The sequence below is a fragment of the Amycolatopsis vancoresmycina genome (assembly GCF_000716785.1).
In the GTDB taxonomy this organism is placed as follows: domain Bacteria; phylum Actinomycetota; class Actinomycetes; order Mycobacteriales; family Pseudonocardiaceae; genus Amycolatopsis; species Amycolatopsis vancoresmycina.
In genome coordinates this window covers 47,027-66,482 of record NZ_JNYY01000003.1, presented here as the reverse complement: position 1 = coordinate 66,482, position 19,456 = coordinate 47,027, and the positions used below count along the sequence as shown (strand labels likewise).

At 70.6% G+C, this 19,456-nt stretch carries 17 protein-coding genes; 6 read left to right on the top strand and 11 right to left on the bottom strand.

Annotated elements, in window-relative coordinates:
- Positions 1-15 precede the first annotated feature (15 nt).
- From OO60_RS08275 to OO60_RS08265, 3 genes are all read left to right on the top strand, one after another.
- Positions 16-1,008, top strand: coding sequence for an ABC transporter ATP-binding protein (locus OO60_RS08275; RefSeq protein WP_003069885.1), 993 nt, complete (start codon positions 16-18; stop codon positions 1,006-1,008).
- The gene (locus OO60_RS08270; RefSeq protein WP_003069882.1) at positions 1,005-1,808 is read left to right on the top strand and encodes an ABC transporter permease; all 804 of its coding nucleotides are present in this window, start codon (positions 1,005-1,007) and stop codon (positions 1,806-1,808) included. The genes OO60_RS08275 and OO60_RS08270 overlap by 4 nt, the downstream gene beginning before the upstream one ends.
- 75 nt (positions 1,809-1,883) lie before the next feature.
- Positions 1,884-2,543, top strand: coding sequence for a response regulator (locus OO60_RS08265; RefSeq protein WP_033261134.1), 660 nt, complete (start codon positions 1,884-1,886; stop codon positions 2,541-2,543).
- 67 nt (positions 2,544-2,610) lie between these two features.
- Here the strand turns inward: OO60_RS08265 and OO60_RS08260 are convergent, their stop codons facing one another.
- From OO60_RS08260 to OO60_RS08225, 8 genes are all read right to left on the bottom strand, one after another.
- Entirely contained in the window at positions 2,611-3,663 is a 1,053-nt protein-coding gene (locus OO60_RS08260; RefSeq protein WP_003069877.1) for a DegT/DnrJ/EryC1/StrS family aminotransferase, read from the bottom strand.
- Between the two features lie 11 nt (positions 3,664-3,674).
- Positions 3,675-5,024 carry a glycosyltransferase gene (locus OO60_RS08255; protein WP_155848862.1) on the bottom strand — a complete coding sequence of 450 codons (1,350 nt, stop codon included), beginning with the start codon at positions 5,022-5,024 and terminating at the stop codon, positions 3,675-3,677.
- A gap of 5 nt (positions 5,025-5,029) precedes the next feature.
- Positions 5,030-6,058, bottom strand: a complete 1,029-nt coding sequence (locus OO60_RS08250; RefSeq protein ID WP_003069872.1) for a GDP-mannose 4,6-dehydratase — start codon at positions 6,056-6,058, stop codon at positions 5,030-5,032.
- A 269-nt stretch (positions 6,059-6,327) separates the two neighbouring features.
- Entirely contained in the window at positions 6,328-9,180 is a 2,853-nt protein-coding gene (locus tag OO60_RS08245) for a helix-turn-helix transcriptional regulator (protein ID WP_003069870.1), read from the bottom strand.
- Positions 9,181-9,917: 737 nt separating this feature from the next.
- A complete protein-coding gene (locus OO60_RS08240) occupies positions 9,918-10,406 on the bottom strand; it encodes a hypothetical protein (protein ID WP_003069868.1) in 489 nt (162 codons plus the stop codon).
- Positions 10,407-10,417: 11 nt separating this feature from the next.
- Complete coding sequence (locus OO60_RS08235; protein WP_003069866.1) at positions 10,418-11,014, bottom strand: TetR/AcrR family transcriptional regulator; 597 nt, start codon at positions 11,012-11,014, stop codon at positions 10,418-10,420.
- A 138-nt stretch (positions 11,015-11,152) separates the two neighbouring features.
- Positions 11,153-11,593: a nuclear transport factor 2 family protein gene (locus tag OO60_RS08230; RefSeq protein WP_003069864.1), complete on the bottom strand. Its 441-nt coding sequence runs from the start codon at positions 11,591-11,593 to the stop codon at positions 11,153-11,155.
- Between the two features lie 5 nt (positions 11,594-11,598).
- Positions 11,599-12,474, bottom strand: coding sequence for a TIGR03619 family F420-dependent LLM class oxidoreductase (locus tag OO60_RS08225; RefSeq protein WP_003069859.1), 876 nt, complete (start codon positions 12,472-12,474; stop codon positions 11,599-11,601).
- A 146-nt stretch (positions 12,475-12,620) separates the two neighbouring features.
- Between OO60_RS08225 and OO60_RS08220 the strand changes: the two genes are divergently transcribed.
- On the top strand, positions 12,621-13,424 hold the full coding sequence (locus OO60_RS08220; protein WP_003069856.1) for a hypothetical protein: 804 nt from the start codon (positions 12,621-12,623) through the stop codon (positions 13,422-13,424).
- Positions 13,425-13,503: 79 nt separating this feature from the next.
- On the opposite strand, the gene OO60_RS08215 is transcribed toward OO60_RS08220, so the two are convergent.
- Positions 13,504-14,313 (bottom strand): Fpg/Nei family DNA glycosylase, encoded by an 810-nt coding sequence (locus OO60_RS08215; protein WP_003069853.1) that lies wholly within the window; start codon positions 14,311-14,313, stop codon positions 13,504-13,506.
- A complete protein-coding gene (locus OO60_RS08210) occupies positions 14,313-14,786 on the bottom strand; it encodes a ribose-5-phosphate isomerase (RefSeq protein WP_003069851.1) in 474 nt (157 codons plus the stop codon). Before OO60_RS08210 ends, OO60_RS08215 begins: the two co-directional genes overlap by 1 nt.
- Positions 14,787-14,958: 172 nt before the next feature.
- Between OO60_RS08210 and OO60_RS08205 the strand changes: the two genes are divergently transcribed.
- The gene (locus OO60_RS08205) at positions 14,959-15,768 is read left to right on the top strand and encodes an MBL fold metallo-hydrolase (protein ID WP_003069842.1); all 810 of its coding nucleotides are present in this window, start codon (positions 14,959-14,961) and stop codon (positions 15,766-15,768) included.
- On the opposite strand, the gene OO60_RS08200 is transcribed toward OO60_RS08205, so the two are convergent.
- Positions 15,765-16,385, bottom strand: a complete 621-nt coding sequence (locus OO60_RS08200) for a mycothiol-dependent nitroreductase Rv2466c family protein (RefSeq protein WP_003069840.1) — start codon at positions 16,383-16,385, stop codon at positions 15,765-15,767. The genes OO60_RS08205 and OO60_RS08200 overlap by 4 nt on opposite strands.
- Before the next feature lie 152 nt (positions 16,386-16,537).
- Here OO60_RS08200 and pepN point away from each other — a divergent pair, with 152 nt between their 5' ends.
- On the top strand, positions 16,538-19,102 hold the full coding sequence (gene pepN / locus OO60_RS08195; RefSeq protein WP_003069838.1) for an aminopeptidase N: 2,565 nt from the start codon (positions 16,538-16,540) through the stop codon (positions 19,100-19,102).
- Positions 19,103-19,456 lie beyond the last annotated feature (354 nt).

Here is a 19,456-nt window from a genome sequence, read left to right as displayed (position 1 = left end):
CCCTGGAGGACCAGCGTGCAGGACGCTGTGGTGGTACGGGACCTCGTGAAGAGGTACCCGAAAGCAGAACGGCCTGCGGTCGACGGCCTCGGTTTCACCATCGCCACCGGCGAGGTGTTCGGCCTGCTGGGCCCCAACGGCGCGGGCAAGACGACGACGGTCAGCATGCTGACCACCCGCGCGCTGCCGACGTCCGGCCACGCCGAGGTGGCCGGCATCGACGTCGTCAAGCACGCAACGGCGGCCCGGCAGGCGCTGGCCGTCGTCCCGCAGCGCAACAACCTCGACCAGTCGCTGACCGTGCGGCAGAACCTGCTGTTCCACGCCGCCTACCACGGCATGGGGCGCGCGCAGCGGCACCGCCGGGCCGACGAGCTGATCGAGTGGATGGGTCTCGGCCCGCGCGCGAAGGCCCGGGTCGACGAGATGTCCGGCGGCCAGGCCCAGCGCGTGATGATCGCCCGCGCGCTGATGCACCGGCCGCGGGTGATGTTCCTCGACGAGCCGGCGACCGGCCTCGACCCGCAGTCGCGGCTGTTCGTGCACGAGCGCGTCGCCGAGCTGACGGCGGAGGGCGTCACGGTCGTGGTCACCACGCACGACATGGAGGAGGCGGCCAAGCTGTGCGACCGGGTCGGCATCGTCGACCACGGGAAGCTGCTGGCGCTGGACACCACGGACGCGCTGACGCGGTCCCTGCCCGGCAACACGACGCTCACCGTCGGCGTGGGCCTGGCGGATTCGGCGGCCGAGGCGGACGCCGTCGGCATGGAGCTGAAGCAGGTGCCGTCGGTGGAGCGGGTCGAGCGGCTCGCCGCGGCCGGCCGGGCCGCCGCGGACGAGAAGGCCGTCCAGTTCCGCCTCTACACGGAGGCCGAGCCGGCGTCGCTGCTGCCGGGTGTGCTGGCCGTGCTGGGCCGCGAGCGGTGCGAGGTCACCGGCATCTCGTTCGGCAAGCCCACCCTCGAAGACGTGTTCATCTCCATCACCGGACGGGACCTCCGATGACCGCCGCCACTGTCGCCCAGCCGCAGCCCGGCCAGGCCCGCGCGTTCTTCGCGGTGCTCGGCCGCGACTTCTTCGTCACCGGCCGCGAGTTGCTGCCGTTCCTGGCCCAGATGCTGATCCAGCCGCTGTTCCTGTTGTTCATCTTCGGCAAGGTGCTGTCCCAGATCGGCTACGCGGGCGCGGGGTACGCGCAGATCCTGCTGCCCGGCATGGTGGCGATGAACGCGTTCACCGGGGCGCTGCAGAACACGGCCCTGCCGCTGGTGCTGGACTTCTCGGTGACGCGGGAGATCGAGGACCGCCTGCTGGCCCCGCTGTCGATCCGCCTGGTGGCGGTGGAGAAGATGCTGTTCGGCGCGATCCGCGGCATCATCGCCGGCCTGGTGATGATCCCGATCGGCCTGCTGATCCTCGACGGCGTCCGCTGGAGCCCGGCGGCCCTGCCGGGCGTGGCGGGCGTCGTGGCGCTGGGTTCGCTGGCGGGCGCGGCGGTGGGCATGGTGCTGGGCACCATCGTGCCGCCCCGCCACATCAACCTGGTGTTCACGATCCTCCTGGTCCCCCTGATCTTCACGGGTTCGGGCCAGTTCCCCTGGCTGAGCCTGTCCGGTTTGCGCTGGTTCCAGGTGATTTGCGCGGCCAACCCCCTGACGTACGTGTCGGAGGCGTTGCGGCGGCTGGTGATGCCGGACCAGGTACCGTCGATCCCGCTGTGGATCTCCCTGCTGGTGATGACGGCGGCCACGGCGATCTTCGGCGCGTTCGGCATCGCGGGGTTCCTGAAGCGCGCGCTGGACTGACGCGGTCCGGCGGGGACGGTACGGTTGGGACACCCCAGCCCGGCCCCGCCCGGCCCGGAACCCCAGGAGCGGTTCGTGCGCGTTGTCCTCGCGGAGGATCTCTACCTGCTTCGAGACGGCATGACGCGGCTCCTCGAGGCACACGGGTTCACGGTGGTGAGCGCGGTGGGCAACGCCACGGAGCTGCTGAAGGCCATCGACGACCACGCACCGGACATCGCGGTGGTGGACGTCCGCCTCCCCCCGAGCTTCAGCGACGAGGGGATCAAGGCGGCTTTGGAGGCCCGCCGCCGGCGGCCGGGGCTGCCGGTGCTGGTGCTGTCCCAGCACGTGGAGCAGACGTACGCGCGTGAGCTGCTGGCGGACGGCGCGGGCGCGATCGGCTACCTGCTGAAGGACCGGGTGCTGAACGCGGACCAGTTCGTCGACGCACTCCGCATGGTGGCGGCGGGAGGTACCGCGATGGACCCGGAGGTCATCACGAAGCTCCTGGCCAGCAGGTCACGCCGAGACCCGCTGGACGCGTTGACGCCCCGCGAGCGCCAGGTGCTGGAGCTGATGGCGGAAGGCCGGTCGAACGCGGCGATCGCCCAGCGGCTGACGATCAGCGAGGCCGCGGTGGGCAAGCACACGGCGAGCATCTTCACGAAGCTGGATCTGGCCCAGCACGAGGACGACAACCGGCGGGTGCTGGCGGTGCTGACCTACTTGAGCAGCAAGGTCCGGCAGGGCTGAAACGAGGGCGCCCCCGGCCGGGGTCACGGCCGGGGTCACGGCCGGGGGCGCGCTCGAACGCGGGTGGTCAGCTGTAGAACTTCCGCACCCGCGACACGATGTACTCCTGGTCGTCCTCGCCCAGCGACGTGTAGGTGGGCAGGTACAACCCCGTTTCGGCGAACCGGTTGGCCCGCAGCGAAGTCCACACGGGATCCAGGTACATCGGCTGCCGGCTCATCGGCTTGAAGAACACCCGCGTCTCGATGCCTTCGGCCGCCAGGAACGCCCGCAGCTCGTCGCGCCGGTCGCACAGCAGGTCGTACATCCACAGCACATCGCGCCGCGGCATCAGCGTCACCCCGGGGATGTCCCGCAACCCGGCGTCGTACCGGGCCTCAATGGAAGACCGCAGAGCAAGGATCGAGTCCAATTGGGACACCTGCGCCGTCGCCACCGCGGCCTGCAGATTCGTCATCCGGAAGTTGTAGCCGAGCTTCTTGTGCAGGAACGTGTGGTCGCGGTTGAACGCCATCCCCCGCAGGTGCTTCATCTGCTCCGCCAGGCGCGGGTCGGCCGTCAGGCAGATCCCGCCCTCGCCCGAAGCGATGATCTTGTTGGCGAACAGCGAGAAACACGCGATGTCCCCCACCGGGCGCACGCCGTGCGCCTCCGCGGAATCCTCCACCACGCGCAGGTTGTACTCGTACGCCAGCTCCATGATCGCGTCCATGTCACACTGGCGGCCGTAGATGTGCACCGGCATGATCGCCTTCGTGCGCGGGGTGATCTTCGCCTCGATGAGCGACACGTCGATGTTCAGGTCGTCGCCGCAGTCGACGAACACCGGGGTCGCGCCCGTGTACGTCACCGCCCAGGCCGAGGCGATCATCGTGAACTCCGGGACGATCACCTCGTCACCCGGGCCGATCCCCAGTGCGCGCAGCGCCAAGGTCAGCGCGGTCGTGCCGGAGGAACACGCCACCCCGTGGGAAACTCCGTTGTACGCCGCGAAAGCCTCCTCGAACCGCGCCACGTACGGTCCCTGCGAAGAGATCCAGCCGCTCGTGACCGCGTCGGTGACGTTCGCCAGCTCGTCGCCGTTCAGGTACGGCTGGGACACCGGATACTTGACGGACATGCCGTTTCCTTTCAGAGCGCGGCCAGGACGGTGTCGGCCGCCGCCGAAGCGCCGCCCGCCGAGCGGAACCGGTCCGCCCACTCCTCCGCGCGTGCGGTGAACTCCTTCTCCTCCAGCACGCGGCGCAGCTTCGCCACGATCGCGTCCGCCGACACCGTCTCCTCGTGTGACAGCACCAGCCCGCAGCCGCTGTCCAGCACCCGCGCCGCGTGGTCGTGGCAGTCCATCCAGAACGGCTGGACCAAGCCCGGCTTGCCGAAGTAGATCCCTTCGTACGCACTGTTGCCGCCGCCGTGGTGGTAGTACGCCCGCACGTGCGGGTGGGCCAGGACGTCGAACTGCGACGGGACCCAGTTCTCCAGCCGGACGTTCGGCGGCAGGTTCGCCGGCAGCAACGCGCGCTGCGCCTTCGGCAGCTTCCACAGCAGGTGGTGCTCGGGCCCGATCCGGCGCGCCGCCTCGGCGATCGCCGCCACCTGCGGGGCCGTCAGGCGCATGTGCGTGCCGAACGCCAGGTAAACCACGGACTCGTGCTCGTCCAGCCAGGCCGACAGCGCCGGGTCCGGCGTCACCGCCTCCGGCAGCGGCGGCACGACCGGGCCGACCATCCGCAGGTGCGACGGCGCCGCGTCGAACGGGTACTCCATGCCGAACACCGAATAGCCCAGGATCGCCTGGGCGCGGTCGGCGTAGCCGGACTGGCCCGCCGTGGCGTTGAGGATCCCGGCTTCCTTGCGGGCCTTGGTGAACTGCACCGCCGGCACCTTCGTCAGCATGCCGTGCAGCAGCCGCAGCCGGAACCACAGGTTCGCCAGCTTCTGCCGTCCCGACAGCGAACGCGGCAAGCCCGTGTTCGGGCTCGGGTAGCTCAGCGGCAGGCGCTCGGCGAAGATTTCGCTCACCGAGATCGGTACACTGTAGACGTACGGGATCTCCCGGGCGATCGCCGCGTCCGTCGGGTAGACGCTGGAGGAGTCGATGACCATCAGCGCCGGCTTCACCTCGTCGACGACGGCCAGCGCGCGCTCGTACATCGTCACCATGATGCTCGCGTCGGTGACGCCGCTGAGGTAGGCGACGACGTTCTGCGGCCGCGCGGTCAGGCTGCCCGGCTTCGCGGGCTGCGTCGCCGCGGCGTAGAGGTCCGGGTCCCACTCGCCGGGCGGACGTTCGAGCCGCTCCCCGAACGAGACGAACCGGACCGGGTTGTCCGCGGAGATCGCCTCGATGTCGGCGCGGCGGTCCTCAGTGGAGGCGAAGTACAGGTCGGGCACGCCACGGCGGGCGAGTTCCCCGGCGATGACGAGCAGCGGGTTGATCATGCCGGCGTCGGCGATCGACGCGAAGAGGATGGGCGCCACGGCCGTCACCAGCTCCCGGCGAGCATCAGCTCGCTGTACTTGTGCTCGTTCGACGCCTTCCGCAGGTCGGCCTCGACCATCATCCGCATGAGCTCCTCGAAGTCGACCGACTGCTTCCAGCCGAGCTCGGCGCGGGCCTTTTCCGGGTCGGCGCAGAGGGTTTCGACCTCCGCGGGCCGCACCAGGGCCGGGTCGATGACGACGTAGTCGCGCCAGTTCAGGTCCACCGCGTCGAAGGCGATCTGGACGGCGTCGCGGACCGAGTGCATCTGCCCGGTGCCGACCACGTAGTCCGTCGCCGTCTCCTGCTGCAGCATCAGGTGCATCGCGCGGACGTAGTCCCCCGCGAAACCCCAGTCGCGCACCGCGTCGAGGTTGCCGAGGTAGAGCTTGTCGCGCATGCCCAGCTTGATCTCCGCCACCGCCATGGTGATCTTGCGGGTGACGAACTCGGCGCCGCGGCGCGGCGACTCGTGGTTGAACAGGATCCCGGACACCCCGAACATGCCGAAGGATTCGCGGTAGTTCTTGGTGATGAAGTGCCCGTAGGTCTTCGCGACCCCGTAGGGGCTGCGCGGGTGGAAGATGGTCTGCTCGTTCTGCGGGGTCTCCGCCACCTTGCCGTACATCTCCGACGACGACGCCTGGTAGAACCGGATCCCGCCGCCGGTCGGCCGGGACTTGTCCAGGCCGCACACCATCCGGACCGCTTCGAGCACCCGCAGCACGCCCATGCCGTTCACCTCGGTGGTGAGTTCGGGCTGCTGCCACGACATCGGCACGAACGAGATGGCCGCGAGGTTGTACACCTCGTCCGGCTGCACGAAGTCCACCGCGGACACGAGGCTGACCTGGTCCATCAGGTCCCCTTCCACGAAGTGGAGATCGGAGACCAGCCTGCTGATCCGCGACTTGCGCGGGTTCGCCTGGCCGCGGACCAGGCCCCACACCTGGTAGCCCTCGGCCAGCAGGTGCTCGGCCAGGTACGACCCGTCCTGCCCGGTGATGCCGGTGATCAACGCACGCTTCGCCATGAAGTCGCCTTCCCTTTGCCACGTAACGAGTAAAGCTCCCGCCGTGGCGTCGTCCGGCCGCCGTGCGAGCAGCTCCGGTGAACCTCGCCGCCGCGAAAATCGCGCCGGATCCGGTGCCCGGCAACGACGTTCACGCTCGCCTGACGCCGTTTCTTTGTCAATGAATCCGGTGCCAAGTCAATGGCCCGGCGGCGAAACCTAGGGGCGCACCTATAGGGGTCCGAGAAACGCCGGAAGCCGGGACCCCGCGGGGTCCCGGCTTCCGATCGTCAGCGCACCGGCGGCACCGGCCTCAGTGGACGGCGCACCGGCGGCGCCGGTGCCCGGTGGTTGACCGCCACCGGCGGCCGGGGCCCGCCCGGGCCGCGCTCCTGCTGCTCCGGCACCCGCAGCTGCGGTTCGGACGCCAGGTCCCGCCGCCGGCTGACGCTCAGCTTGCGGTAGACGCGCGTCAGGTGCTGTTCCACCGTGCTGACGGTGATGTACAGCTGGCTGGCGATCTCCCGGTTGGTGTGCCCCCGCGCGGCGAGCCAGCCGACGCGCTGCTCGGCGTCGGTCAGCAGCTTGACGTCGGCCGGGGCGACCGCGCCGCGGAGGGAGACGACCACGTCTTCGTCGCCGCCGTCGAGGAACGTCTTCCGCAGCAGCTCGGCGCCGCATTCCTTGGCCAGCACCCGGGCGTCCCGGCCGGCCGTGCGGACCGTCGCGGCGTCCGCGCTCGCCCGGCTCAGCTCGGCGAGCGTCCGGGCCAGCTCCAGCTTGGCGCCGGACTTCTCGAGCACGTCCACCGCCTCCTGCATCAGCTTCGGCCGCCGCGCCGGGTCGGCCACGAGCGCCAGCGTCCGCAGCGTGATGCCCCGGGTGCGGTCGCCGCAGTCCGGGCCGAGCTTCGCCGCCTGCTCCTCGGCCAGTGCCCGGGCCTTCTCGCGGTCACCCAGCTTCAGGTACACCTCCGCGGCGCTGGAGCGCCACGGCACCAGCGACGGCTGGTCCAGGTCCCAGCGGGCCATCTGCTCCCCGCAGGCGAGGAAGTCGTTCAGCGCCGTCGGCAGCCGGCCCGTCGCGAGGTAGTAGTGCCCGCGCGCGTGCAGGTAGTGCAGGCCGAACCGGGTTTCGCCGAGTGCGTCGGGCACCGGCTGGTTGAGCAGCTCCGCCGCCTCGTCGAACCGGCCCATCTCGGTGAGCGCGGCCAGCAGGGTGGCCAGCGGCGCGCCGACGCCGATGCCCCACGCCTCCGGGGTCATCTTCGTCAGCGCGAGCTTCGCGTTGCGGGCCGCGAGCGGCAGGTCGCCCTGCCGCAGCGCGACTTCGGCGCGCAGCTCCGCCAGCGACGCCTGCCAGGTCGGGGCCGGGCGGCCGGCGGCCTGCGCCATCAGGTGGTCGGACCAGGTGGCCGCCTTGTCGAGCCGCTCGGCGTAGATCAGCACCGTCGCCGCGAACACCAGGTGCCGCAGGGTGATGTCGGTCATCCGGGTGCCTTCCAGCACCTGCTCCGCGTCGAGCACGGCGGCCTCGGACGGCCCCTCGCGGACCGCGCTGGTCAGCGCGTCGATCGCCTTGAGCTGCGAGTTCACCGCGAGCCCGAGCTGCGGCGACGGCGTGCCGTCGGTGATCGAGGCGAGCATCGGCTCCACCAGGTGCCGCATCCCCGGCACCGAGCTGGCCAGCCACGACGACAGCGTCAGCAGCTCGCCGCGGGTGCGGCGGTCCCGGCAGTCGACCAGGTCGCCGAACGCGTTCGCGATCTCCACCGCCTCGTCGACCCGGCCGAACCAGAGCAGGAACTCGAAGATGCCGACGACCCGGATGCCGGGCAGGTGACCGGCGCGCGTCGCGTGCACCAGTTCCGGCAGCCGGCGCATCGCCTTCGCCGGTGTGGTCCGCCATTCGATGTCGGCCAGCGACGCCTTGGCGATCGCCCGGTCGCGGTCGTCGGTGCAGCAGCGGCTGGCCAGCGCGATGCAGGCGCGGGCCAGCTCGACGTCGTCTTCGAGCAGCGCCGCCTCCGACGCCTCCGACAGCAGGTGCTCGGTCCACGGCTCGTCCACGGTGCCCGCCACCACGTGCGCGGCGATGGCGGTCGGCCGGGCACCCTGGTCGAACAGCAGGCGGGCGGCCTGGCCGTGCAACGCGGACCGGACGCCGGGGTCGAGCTCCTCGAGCACCGCGACGCGGGCCTCGGGGTGCCGGAACCGGTGCCCGGCGAGGACGCCGGCCGATTCCAGCGCCCGGCGCACCGGTTCGGTGGTGGCCGGCGCGAACGAAACCATGCCGCCGGCCAGGGAGATCTGCGACTGCTCGTCGTCGCCGAGGACGGCGAGCGCCCGCGCGAGTTCGAGCGCCCGCGGCTCGCAGGAGTGCAGGCAGCTGAGCACGGCCTGCCGGTAGGCGGCCCCGGCGACGACCTCGCCGGTGCCGGCCGCCCGCGTGTCGTGCACCAGTGCGGTCGCCAACAGCGGGTTGCCGCCGCTGACCGCGAAGCACTCCGCGGCGAGCGCGCGGGCTTTGCCTTCGTCGAGCTTGCCGGCCAGCAGCACGCCGACACCGTTGCGGGACAACGGTGCCAGCCGCAGCTGGCGGCAGTGCGGCCGGCGCATCAGGTCGACGTGGCGCACCGGGCGCCGCTCGCCCGGGTCGGCCCGCTCGGCGAGCAGCACGAGCACCCGGGCGGGCCGGATGCGCCGGGCCATGTGCTGCAGGAACTGCAGCGACGCGGGATCGGCGTGGTGGGCGTCGTCGACGCAGATGACCAGCGGGCTCTCGGCCGACCAGCCGATCACCGCGCTGGAGAGGCGGTGCAGGAACCGGCTGTCCAGCAGCGTCGCGTCGGCCTCGGCGTCCTCCACGTACGCCGAAACCTGCTCCGCGATGTCCGCCCGGACACCCGGCGTGTGGACCAGCTGCGACACGACGCCCAGGCCGACGGCCGTTTCCGACCGGGCACCCGAGGCGGACAGGACGATCGCGCCGGTTCCGGCGGCCTGCCGGCCGAACGCCTCCAGCAAGGCGGTCTTGCCGCTGGCGACCGGACCGAGGACGAGGCCGACACCACCGGCCCCGGAGTGGGTGTCGGCGAGCATCTGACTCAATGTCGCCGTTTCGAAATCACGTTCGATGAGCATGGCGGGAACTTCCCCCAGGAATTCGTTGCGTGTTGGATTCAGCTGATCCACGCCCTGCGTTGCGGCCACCCCAGACGGGCCCAACGCGGTTTTTCCCGTGAATCACCAGCACAGCCGCGTGCGCAGCGAACAAATGCCGCCGCACGCAATGCTTCACGGTCGATCAGCCCGGCAGACCGCTCCCCAACGAGTGCCCGGTGATGACAAAGTCCCGCCGGCTCGTGCGAGCCGGCGTCGAAGTGTTATTGAGCGTCCCTTACGAAGGACCGCGGTAAACGTGCATCGGACAACCTTTCCCCAGACCCCAGATCCCCGCGGTTCCCGCTTGGACGATTACTGCCCTGATCGCCCGGTTCGCCGCGAGGAGATAACGATCAGAAGCTACCACCTGCCCCTACGTGCCGCAACGAGCCACGACGGGGGTTCACCCGAACCTCAGATGTCCGGTTTGTCGGGTAATCGGGACATTCTGCAGGTCAACGTCACACCGTTCCCCGCAGGCCGCTGACCAGCATTAACCGAAAGGAAACAGCAGGCAAGACGAAGCCCGCGCGCCGCCGCTTCTCCACTCACAGTCGAAGGCGCCGCGGCCGCGCTCGGGCATTCGAGTGAGCGCGGCGCGGACGCCCGGCCGTTGTGTAACGCTTGCTTCCCCCGGATCCCCGGGATATTCCGAATCGGCCACGATCTTTCCCGTTCCGCCCAATAAGACGGGGGAAACAAAATATGAAGCAAAATCATACTTTTGCGGGTACCCGGCCCTGCTTCGTGAAGTACCCGCGGACGCGCTTGGTGCACAGCAGAACGAACAGCACGAGCAGCACCACGGCCTGCCCGGCCTGGCCGGCCCGCATCCAGTCCGGGAACTCGGCGGCGACGACCAGGTACACCAGGCCGGCCAGCCCGAGGACGGTGATCACCAGCAACCGGACCCAGGTGCGGCGGCGGCCGAGCTTGAGCCGGCCCGCCAGCCGGACGTAGACGATCGCGATGACCAGCACGGACACCGGGCGGATCCACAGCACGCTCTCCAGCGAGGCGCGCGTGCCCGCCCGGTCGGCCGGGTTCGCCTGGCCGGTCGACTCCCAGTGCAGCACCTGGTAGTCGAGGATGCCGTCCTTGTGCAGGAAGGTCAGCACCGCGAAGGCGACGCTGATCAGCAGGTTGAGGTAGAGCAGGGCGACGACCGGCCGCAGCACGCGGTCGGCGGTGTTCGTGGTGGCCATGTTTCCCCAGTTCAGTCGTGCGCGGTGGCCCGGTCGACGATGGCGACGAGCTCGGCCGCGTAGGCGTCCACATCGGTGTCGGGACGCCGGATCAGTTCGGTGTGGATGCCGTCGATGGCCTGGCGGACGGTGATCGCCATGACGCGCGGGTCGAACCGGCCGAACTCGCCGGTCCGCTGGCCCTCGCGCAGGCAGGATTCCAGGACGTCGACGGCACCGTGGTACCAGTCGTCGTTGCCCGCGGTGGTGGCGCCGCCACCACCGTGGCGCAGGCAGTCGAGCAGCGCGGTGAGTTCGACCGGGTGCTCGGCGACGAACGCCAGGTTCGACTCGATGTAGGCCCGCAGCTCCGCCGCCGGCCCGTGCACCGCGTCGATCCGCTCCCGCATGTAGGCGAGGCTCGTGGCCAGCACGTCCCGGACGACTTCGGCGATCAGGTCGGCCTTGCCGTCGAAGTGGTAGGAGATCATGCCGGTGCTGCTCAGCCCGGCACGTTTCGCGATCTGCCCGAACGAAGCCTTCGCATACCCCAGTTCACCGATGGTCTCGATCGCCGCGCGGACGATCTGCGCCCGCCGGGCGTTCTCGGTGAACGTTTTTGCTTGCATGAGCAAAAAGTAGCACGATTGAGCAAACAATCGCCAGAATGCCCTCTTTCCGCAACGAGCCGGTTGCGGTATGTGTCGATCACGCCCGCGAAAAAGGCCACCCCGGGATGCCGGGGTGGCCTTCGCAGGGGGTGGGGGTCAGACCTGGCGTGCCGTCGCCATCGCGCGCTCGGTCTCCCAGAACGCCCGCACCGACCGGATCAGGCCGTCGTCGCCGACGCGGTAGACGAACACCCCGTCGGTGTCGACGCGGTAGCCGCCCGGGAGGAACGTCGTGATCGTGCCGACGTTGGCCACCTCGTCGCCGCCCGCGTGGGAGTCGCGGATGGTGAACTCGAAGCGCTCGACGTTGGCGATCGTCTTGTCCCAGAAGGCGCTGATCCCGTCGCGGCCGTGGTGGCCCTTGCCGGTCTCGTCGAAGAACGACGGCCCGACCGGGTCCTCGACCACCGCGTCCGGGGCGAACAGCGCCAGCCACGCTTCCTTGTCCCCCGCCGTCACCGCGGTCATCGACGCGAACGCCGCGCGCCGCGCCGCCGGCTGCTCCTGCCCGGTGTCCCAGCTGACCTGCACGCCCACGGCAGTCACTCCTCGAACTTCTCGATGATCTCGGCCCCGAACTTGCGGATCGCTTCGAGCTTCGGCTCGACCGGCGCGTCGAAGCCGACGCCGTCGAACACCCACGGCATGGTGATGACGTCGGTGACGCCCACCTCGGCCTGCTCGCGGTAGCCGTCGAGGCCGAACCGGTCGATGCAGACCGCCTGGTACTCGAACGGGTCATCGGCGCGGCCCCGCTCGGCCAGCAGTTCCTTGATGCGCGCGATCGTGTCGCGCAGCTCGTCGAGCTTCATCATCGCCGACGACCAGCCGTCGGCGACCCGGGCGGCGCGCTTCAGCGCGACTTCGGTGTGGCCGCCGATGTAGAACGGCACCCGCGACGGCGGCGCCGGGCTCATCTGGATCTTGTCGAAGTCGTAGAACTCGCCGTGGTACTCGACCATCCCGCCGCCGAGGATCAGCCGCAGCACGTCGATGGCCTCGTCGACGCGCTTGCCGCGCCGCTCGAACGGCACGCCGCAGTACTCGAACTCCTGCGGCAGCCAGCCGACGCCGAGCCCGAGGCCGAACCGGCCGCCGGTGAGCACCGCCGCCGAGCCGACCTGGCGGGCCAGCAGCACCGGGTTGCGCGAGCCGAGCTTCAGCACCGACGTGTAGAAGTGGATCCGGCTGGTCACCGCCCCCATCGCCGCGGTGGCCACGAGCGGGTCGACCCAGGGGGTTTCCCCGGTCCAGAACCGGCTGCCGTCCGGGGTGTACGGGTAGTCCGTGTCCACCGTTTCGGCGTAGAAGAGCGAGTCGGGCAGGGCAATGGAGGCGAAGCCGGCCTCTTCGGCGGCCCGGGCGAGCTCGCCCAGCTGATCGAGCGGGTTCATCGCGATCGACAGGGTGAACTTCATGCGTCGAACTATAACGTGTTCTAGTTTACTCGGCCAGGGCTCGTGGTGGGCCCGGTCACGCACCGGGAACCCACCGCGTAGCGTCCGCGTTGTCCGTTTCAAAGGTGACCACCGGTCACCGAGCCCCGAACTTCTGGGAGTGGTCCATGGGCACCGCGATCTTCCTGATCGTGCTCGTCGTCGTGATCGTCGGTGGCGGCCTCTATTTCTCGCGGCAGCGCGCCGCGGCCCGGCAGCGGGAGCTCGACGACGCCAAGGCCGACGCCCGGCGCCTGGTCGAACGGCTCGGCGGCCAGGTCCTCAACCTCAACGGCACGGACACCGCGTCGCAGCAGGCGATGGCCGACGCGAGCGAGCGCTACAACGCGGCCGGTTCGCAGCTGGAGCAGGCCCGCACCATCGAGCAGGCCCGGCTGGTCAAGGACACCGCGATCGAGGGGCTCTACTACGTCCGCGCCGCGCGCACCGCGATGGGCATGGACCCCGGCCCGCAGCTGCCGGAGGAGGCCGAGCGCGAGCGCGCCGGCAAGGTGACCGAACGCCGTGACGTCGACGTCGAGGGCCAGCACTACGCCGCCTCGCCCGAGGCGGGCCAGGACACGCCGTACTACTACCCCGGCGGCCGCGTCGCGGGCCGTCCGGTGCCGCAGGGCTGGTACAGCGAGCCGTGGTGGAAGCCCGCGCTCATCGCCGGTGCCTGGGGCCTGGGCTCGATGTTCCTGTTCAGCGCGATGTTCTCCGGCATGAGCGGCATCGCCAGCGCCTCGGCCTGGGAGTCCGGCTACGACGCGGGCCAGCAGGACGCGCTCGAGTCCGGCGACATGGGCGGCGACAGCGCCGGCGACTTCGACGGCGGCGGCGACGGCGGCGACTGGGGCGGAGACGGCGGCGGTTTCGACGGCGGAGGCTTCGACGGAGGCGGTTTCGACGGCGGGGGCTTCGACTTCTGAGCCCCGGCCCGAACGCCGCGAATGACTCATTCGGGGCCTCGGAAGTCCCGAATGAGTCATTCGCGACATTGCTGTGGGGTCAGGCGGGCTGGCAGGTGGGGCACCAGTAGAGGTTGCGGCCCACCAGTTCCGAGTGCGCCACCGGTGTTCCGCACACCAGGCAGGGCTCGCCGGCGCGGCGGTAGACGTAGACCTCGCCGCCGTGGCGGTCCACCCGGGCCGCGCGGCCCATCGCCTCCGGCAGGTGCTCCGGGCGGACCGTGTCGATGCGGCCGACGCGGACGCCGTCGCGCATCAAGGTCACCAGGTCGGCCCACATGGCGTCCCACAGCGCACGATCGAGTGACCGTCCCGGGGTCAGCGGGGCGACGCCGTGGCGGAACAGCACCTCGGCGCGGTAGACGTTCCCGACGCCGGCGAGCACCGCCTGGTCCATCAGCAGCGCCGCGATCGACGTCTTGGACCGCGAGATGCGAGCCCAGGCCAGGTCCGGTTTCGCGTCGCGGCGCAACGGGTCGGGGCCGAGCCGCGCCTTGATCGCGTCGGCCTGCTCCGGCGCCAGCAGCTCGCAGCGCGTCGGCCCGCGCAGGTCCGTCCAATGTGTCCGGCCGGCCAGCCGCAGCCGGACCTGGCCCACCGGCTCGGGCGCGGGCAGCGGGGCTTCGCCGAAGGTGCCGTAGAGGCCCAGGTGGATGTGCACGACGCCGTGCGGCCCGTAGTCGTGGAAGAGGTGCTTGCCGTGCGCCTCGGCGCCGACGAACACCCGGCCGTCCAACCGGGACGCTTCGGCGGCGAACCGGCCCTGCGGGCTCAGCACGGTGACCGGGGCGCCGGCGTACCGGCGCTTGTGCAGCCGGGCGAGCCGGTGGAGCGTGTGCCCCTCGGGCATCAGGCCTCCGGCAACGCCGGCGGGGTCCCGGTGCGCTCGTAGTCGAGCAGCTGCTGCACGCGGCGGGCGTGCCGCTCCTCCGGCGAGACCTCCGTCGCCAGGAACGCCTCGACGATCTCGACGGCCGCCTCGGCGGTGTGCATCCGGGCACCGACGCCGATCAGCTGGGCGTGGTTGTGCTCCCGGCACAGCTTCGCGGTCTCGACGCTCCAGGCCAGGCCGGCGCGGGCGCCGGGGACCTTGTTCGCGGCGATCTGCTCGCCGTTGCCCGAGCCGCCGACGACGATGCCGCGGCTGCCCTCGTCGGCCACCACGCGCAGCGCCGTCTCGACGCAGAACGCCGGGTAGTCGTCGGCCGCGTCGTAGACGTGCGGACCGATGTCGGTCACCTCGTGGCCCTGCTTCTCCAGGTGAGCCACCAGGTGGTTCTTCAGCTCGAAACCGGCATGGTCGGATCCCAAATAGACACGCACGGCGCCGAGTCTGCCACCAGGGCCGATCTCGGGCATGCTCCGGGGGTGGGGATCCGGGAGCAGACCGGCAGCGACGTGCGCCTCGGCAGGGGCGCCGAGCCCGCGACGGCCGCGGGCTGATCGGATCCGACGTGAGCGAAGCCGCTCCCGTCCTGAACGAAGGAGCACTGCGATGACCGGCCGCTGGATCGAGGTCGCCGACGGCGTCCACGCCCGCCGCTACGCGGAGCTGGACCTGACCGTCGGACTCGTGGTGGGCGCCGAGCGCTGCCTGGTCGTCGACACCCGCGGCGACCTGGAACAGGGCGCCGAGCTGGCCGCGGCGGTCCGCGGAATCACGCCGCTGCCCTGGGCCGTCGTCTACACGCACGCGCACTTCGACCACGCCTGGGGCACCGAGGCGTTCCTGCCGTGCGAGGTCTGGGCGCACGAACGCTGCGCCGACGAACTGCGCGCGGATCCCGGCGCCCTGCGCGCCCCGTGGGAGGCCCACTACCGCAAGGAGGGCAAGCCGGACATCGCGGACGCGATCGCCCGTACCACCATCGTGGCACCGGACCACACGTTCACCGGCCGCGCCGACGTCGACCTCGGCGGCCGGACGGCGGTGCTGCTGCACCCCGGCCCGGCGCACACCGGCCACGACGTCGTCGTGCACGTCCCGGACGCGGCGGTCGTCTTCGCCGGCGACGTCGTCGAGAACGCCGAAGCCGGGTTCAGCGCGTTCTCGTTCAGCTCCGAAACCGACCTGACCGCCTGGCCGGACGCGTTCGACGCGATCCTCGCGCTGGAGCCGCGGGTCGTCGTGCCCGGCCACGGCGACCCGGTGGACGCGGCCTTCGTGCGCCACCACCGGGACGGCCTGCACGAGCTGATCACGCTCAAGGCGGGCCTGGGCCGCGGCGAGACGACCGAAGTGGCCGCCGTCGCCGCGTCCCGCTACCCCAGCGACGTCACCCTGGCCGCCCTGGAGACGCCCTAGTCGAAGTTGAGCTCGCCCGACCGGGTGCGCTTGAGCTCGAAGAAGTCCGGGTAGCTCGCCAGCGCCACCGCGCCGTCGAACACCTTCAGCGCGGCTTCGCCGCGCGGGATCGAGGTCAGGACCGGGCCGAAGAACGCCACGCCGTCGATGTGGATCGTCGGGGTGCCGACGTCCATGCCGACCGGGTCCATGCCCTCGTGGTGGCTCTTCTTCAGCGCCTCGTCGTACTCGGTCGAGTGCGCCGCCTCGGCCAGCTCGGCCGGCGCGCCGATCGCGGCCAGGGCCTCCTTGATGACCGTGTCGTAGTCCTTGGTGCCCTGGTTGTGGTAGCGGGTGCCGAACTCGGTGTAGTAGTCGCGCAGCACCTCTTCGCCCTTGAGCTGCGACAGCGCGACGGCCACGCGGACCGGGCCCCAGCCCTTCGCCAGCAGCTCCTTGTACTGCTCGGGCAGTCCGTCCCGGCCCTCGTTCAGCACCGACAGGCTCATGATCCGGAAGTGCAGGTCGAGGTTGCGGTGCTTCTCGACCTCCAGGATCCAGCGGGAGGTGATCCACGCGAACGGGCAGATCGGGTCGAAGTAGAAATCGACCTTCGTGGGCTGCTCGGCAGCGGTCATCGGGGCACTCCTGTGTCACGTCTCGATGTGGGCGGACCCCCACGTAGCGGCCAACACCTCCGGACGCGGGCTTGTTCCCTTATCGCCCGGCACCCCGTCCCCATGATTGGATGCGAGGAGTTGAAAACCGATACCAACGACCAGAGGTGCCTGTGCCCGCCCCCAACCTGACCCGTGACCAAGCCAAGCTGCGCGCGGATCTGCTCGACGTCACCGCATACGACATCGAGCTCGACCTGACCGACGGCCACGGCGGTCCCGGGGAGAAGACCTTCGCGTCGACGACGACCGTCCGGTTCTCCAGCGCCCGGGCCGGCGAATCCACGTGGGTCGACATCGTCGCCGACCGCGTGCACTCGGCCACCTTGAACGGCGCGGACGTGGACGTCAGCGCCTACGTCGAGGACAAGGGCATCACGCTCGCCGGGCTCGCCGAGTCGAACGAGCTCACCGTGACCGCCGACTGCCGGTACATGAACACCGGCGAAGGCGTGCACCGGTTCGTCGACCCGGTCGACGACGGCGTGTACCTGTACACGCAGTTCGAGACGGCCGACGCCAAGCGCATGTTCGCCTGCTTCGACCAGCCCGACCTCAAGTCGGTCTACCGGCTCACGGTGATCGCGCCGAAGGACTGGAAGGTCGTCTCCAACGCCATCGTCGAGTCCGCCGAAGAGACGCCGGACGGCGCCGTCCGCACGGTGTTCAAGGAGTCCGAGCGGATCTCCACCTACCTCGTCGCGCTGGTCGCCGGCCCGTTCGCCGAGTGGCGCGACGAGTACACCGACGAGCACAAGACCATCCCGCTCGGCGTCTACTGCCGCGCGTCGCTGGCCGAGCACATGGACGCCGACCGGCTGTTCACCGAGACCAAGCAGGGCTTCGCCTTCTACCACGAGAAGTTCGGGACGCCCTACCCGTTCTCCAAGTACGACCAGCTGTTCGTGCCGGAGTTCAACGCGGGCGCGATGGAGAACGCCGGCGCGGTGACGTTCCTGGAGGACTACGTCTTCCGCAGCCGCGTGACCCGCTACGCCTACGAGCGGCGCGCCGAGACGCTGCTGCACGAGATGGCGCACATGTGGTTCGGCGACCTGGTCACCATGCGCTGGTGGGACGACCTGTGGCTGAACGAGTCGTTCGCGACCTTCGCGAGCGTGCTCGCCCAGGCCGAGGCGACCGAGTACAAGAACGCGTGGACCAGCTTCGCGAACATCGAGAAGTCGTGGGCCTACCGCCAGGACCAGCTGCCCTCGACGCACCCGATCGCGGCCGACATCGTCGACCTGCACGCGGTCGAGGTGAACTTCGACGGCATCACCTACGCCAAGGGCGCGAGCGTGCTCAAGCAGCTCGTCGCCTACGTCGGGCTGGACCACTTCCTCGACGGCCTGAAGGTGTACTTCGGCAAGCACGCCTGGGGCAACGCGACCCTGGCCGACCTGCTGGGCGCGCTGGAGGAGGCGTCCGGGCGCGACCTGTCGTGGTGGAGCGCGCAGTGGCTGGAGACCACCGGGCTGAACTCGCTGAGCCCGCGCTACGAGGTCGGCGCGGACGGCAACTTCACGTCGTTCGCCGTCGTGCAGTCCGGCGCGAAGCCGGGCGCCGGTGAGCTGCGCACCCACCGCGTCGCGGTCGGCGTCTACGACGAGGACGGCGGCAAGATCGTCCGGAAGCACCGCGTCGAGCTCGACGTCGACGGCGAGCGCACCGAGGTGCCGGAGCTGGTCGGCCAGCCCGCGGGCAAGCTCGTGCTGGTCAACGACGACGACCTGACGTACTGCACGATGCGGCTCGACCCGGCGTCGCTGACCACGCTGATCGACCGCATCGCCGACATCACCGAGCCGCTGCCGCGGACGCTGTGCTGGTCGGCGGCGTGGGAGATGACCCGCGAGGCCGAGCTCAAGGCCCGCGACTTCGTCACGCTGGTGCAGCGCGGCATCCACACCGAGACCGAGGTCGGCGTCGTCCAGCGGCTGCTGCTGCAGGCCCAGACCGCGCTCAACTCCTACGCCGAGCAGGAGTGGGCGGCCACGACCGGCTGGCCGGCGTTCACCGCGCGGCTGCTGGAGCTGGTGCGGGCCGCCGAGCCGGGTTCGGACCACCAGCTGGCGTTCGTGAACTCGCTGGCCGGATCGGTGCTGGACGAGTCGGCGTTGTCGGTGCTGTCGGGCTGGCTCGACGGTTCGGCGCCGCTGCCCGGGCTCACGGTGGACACCGACCTGCGCTGGCGCCTCCTGCACGCGCTGGTCGCGCACGGCAAGGCGGCCGCCGAGGAGATCGACGCCGAGCTGGCCCGCGACAACACGGCCACCGGCCGCCGCCAGGCGGAGCGCGCCCGCGCCCTGCGCCCGACGGCGGAGGCCAAGGCCGACGCGTGGAAGCGCGCGGTGTACGACGACGACCTGCCGAACGCGGTGAGCGACTCGCTCATCTCGGGCTTCTCGCACCCGGGCCAGAAAGCACTGCTGGGCTCGTACGTGGCGAAGTACTTCGAGGTCATCGACGAGGTGTGGCAGCGGCGCTCGAGCGAACGGGCCCAGCCGATGGCGATCGGCCTGTACCCGTCCTGGGCGGTGGACCCGGAGACGGTGACGGCGTCGGACGAGTGGCTGGCGGGCGAGCACCCGCAGGCCCTGCGCCGGCTGGTGTCGGAGGGCCGCGCGGGAATCGTGCGGGCGTTGGCGGCGCGGGACTTCGACGCACAGGCGTGAGGTTCAGGTGGCGGGCCGTGCGCAGCACGGCCCGCCACTGGTTCGGTCGGCAATCGGCGTGCCAGCGCCGAAGGCGCCCTCCGACCACACCCCCTGCCGAACCGATACGCAGCCGAATCAGCGGTCGCCAGGTCGTGTCAAGGCACGCTTTCCCGCCTTGACACGACCTGGCGACCGTTGAACAATCCGGCGTTCGGGTCGGCGGGAAGAACCCGGCAGAACTCAATCCGGCAGCGCTGACCCGCTGGGGTCTCACCCCGGCAGGACTCACTCCGCAACGGTTAACCTGACCCCACGGGTGAAGCGTCGGAACGCCCGCCGAGCGACTACCCATGGCGCACCTCTCCAGAGGAG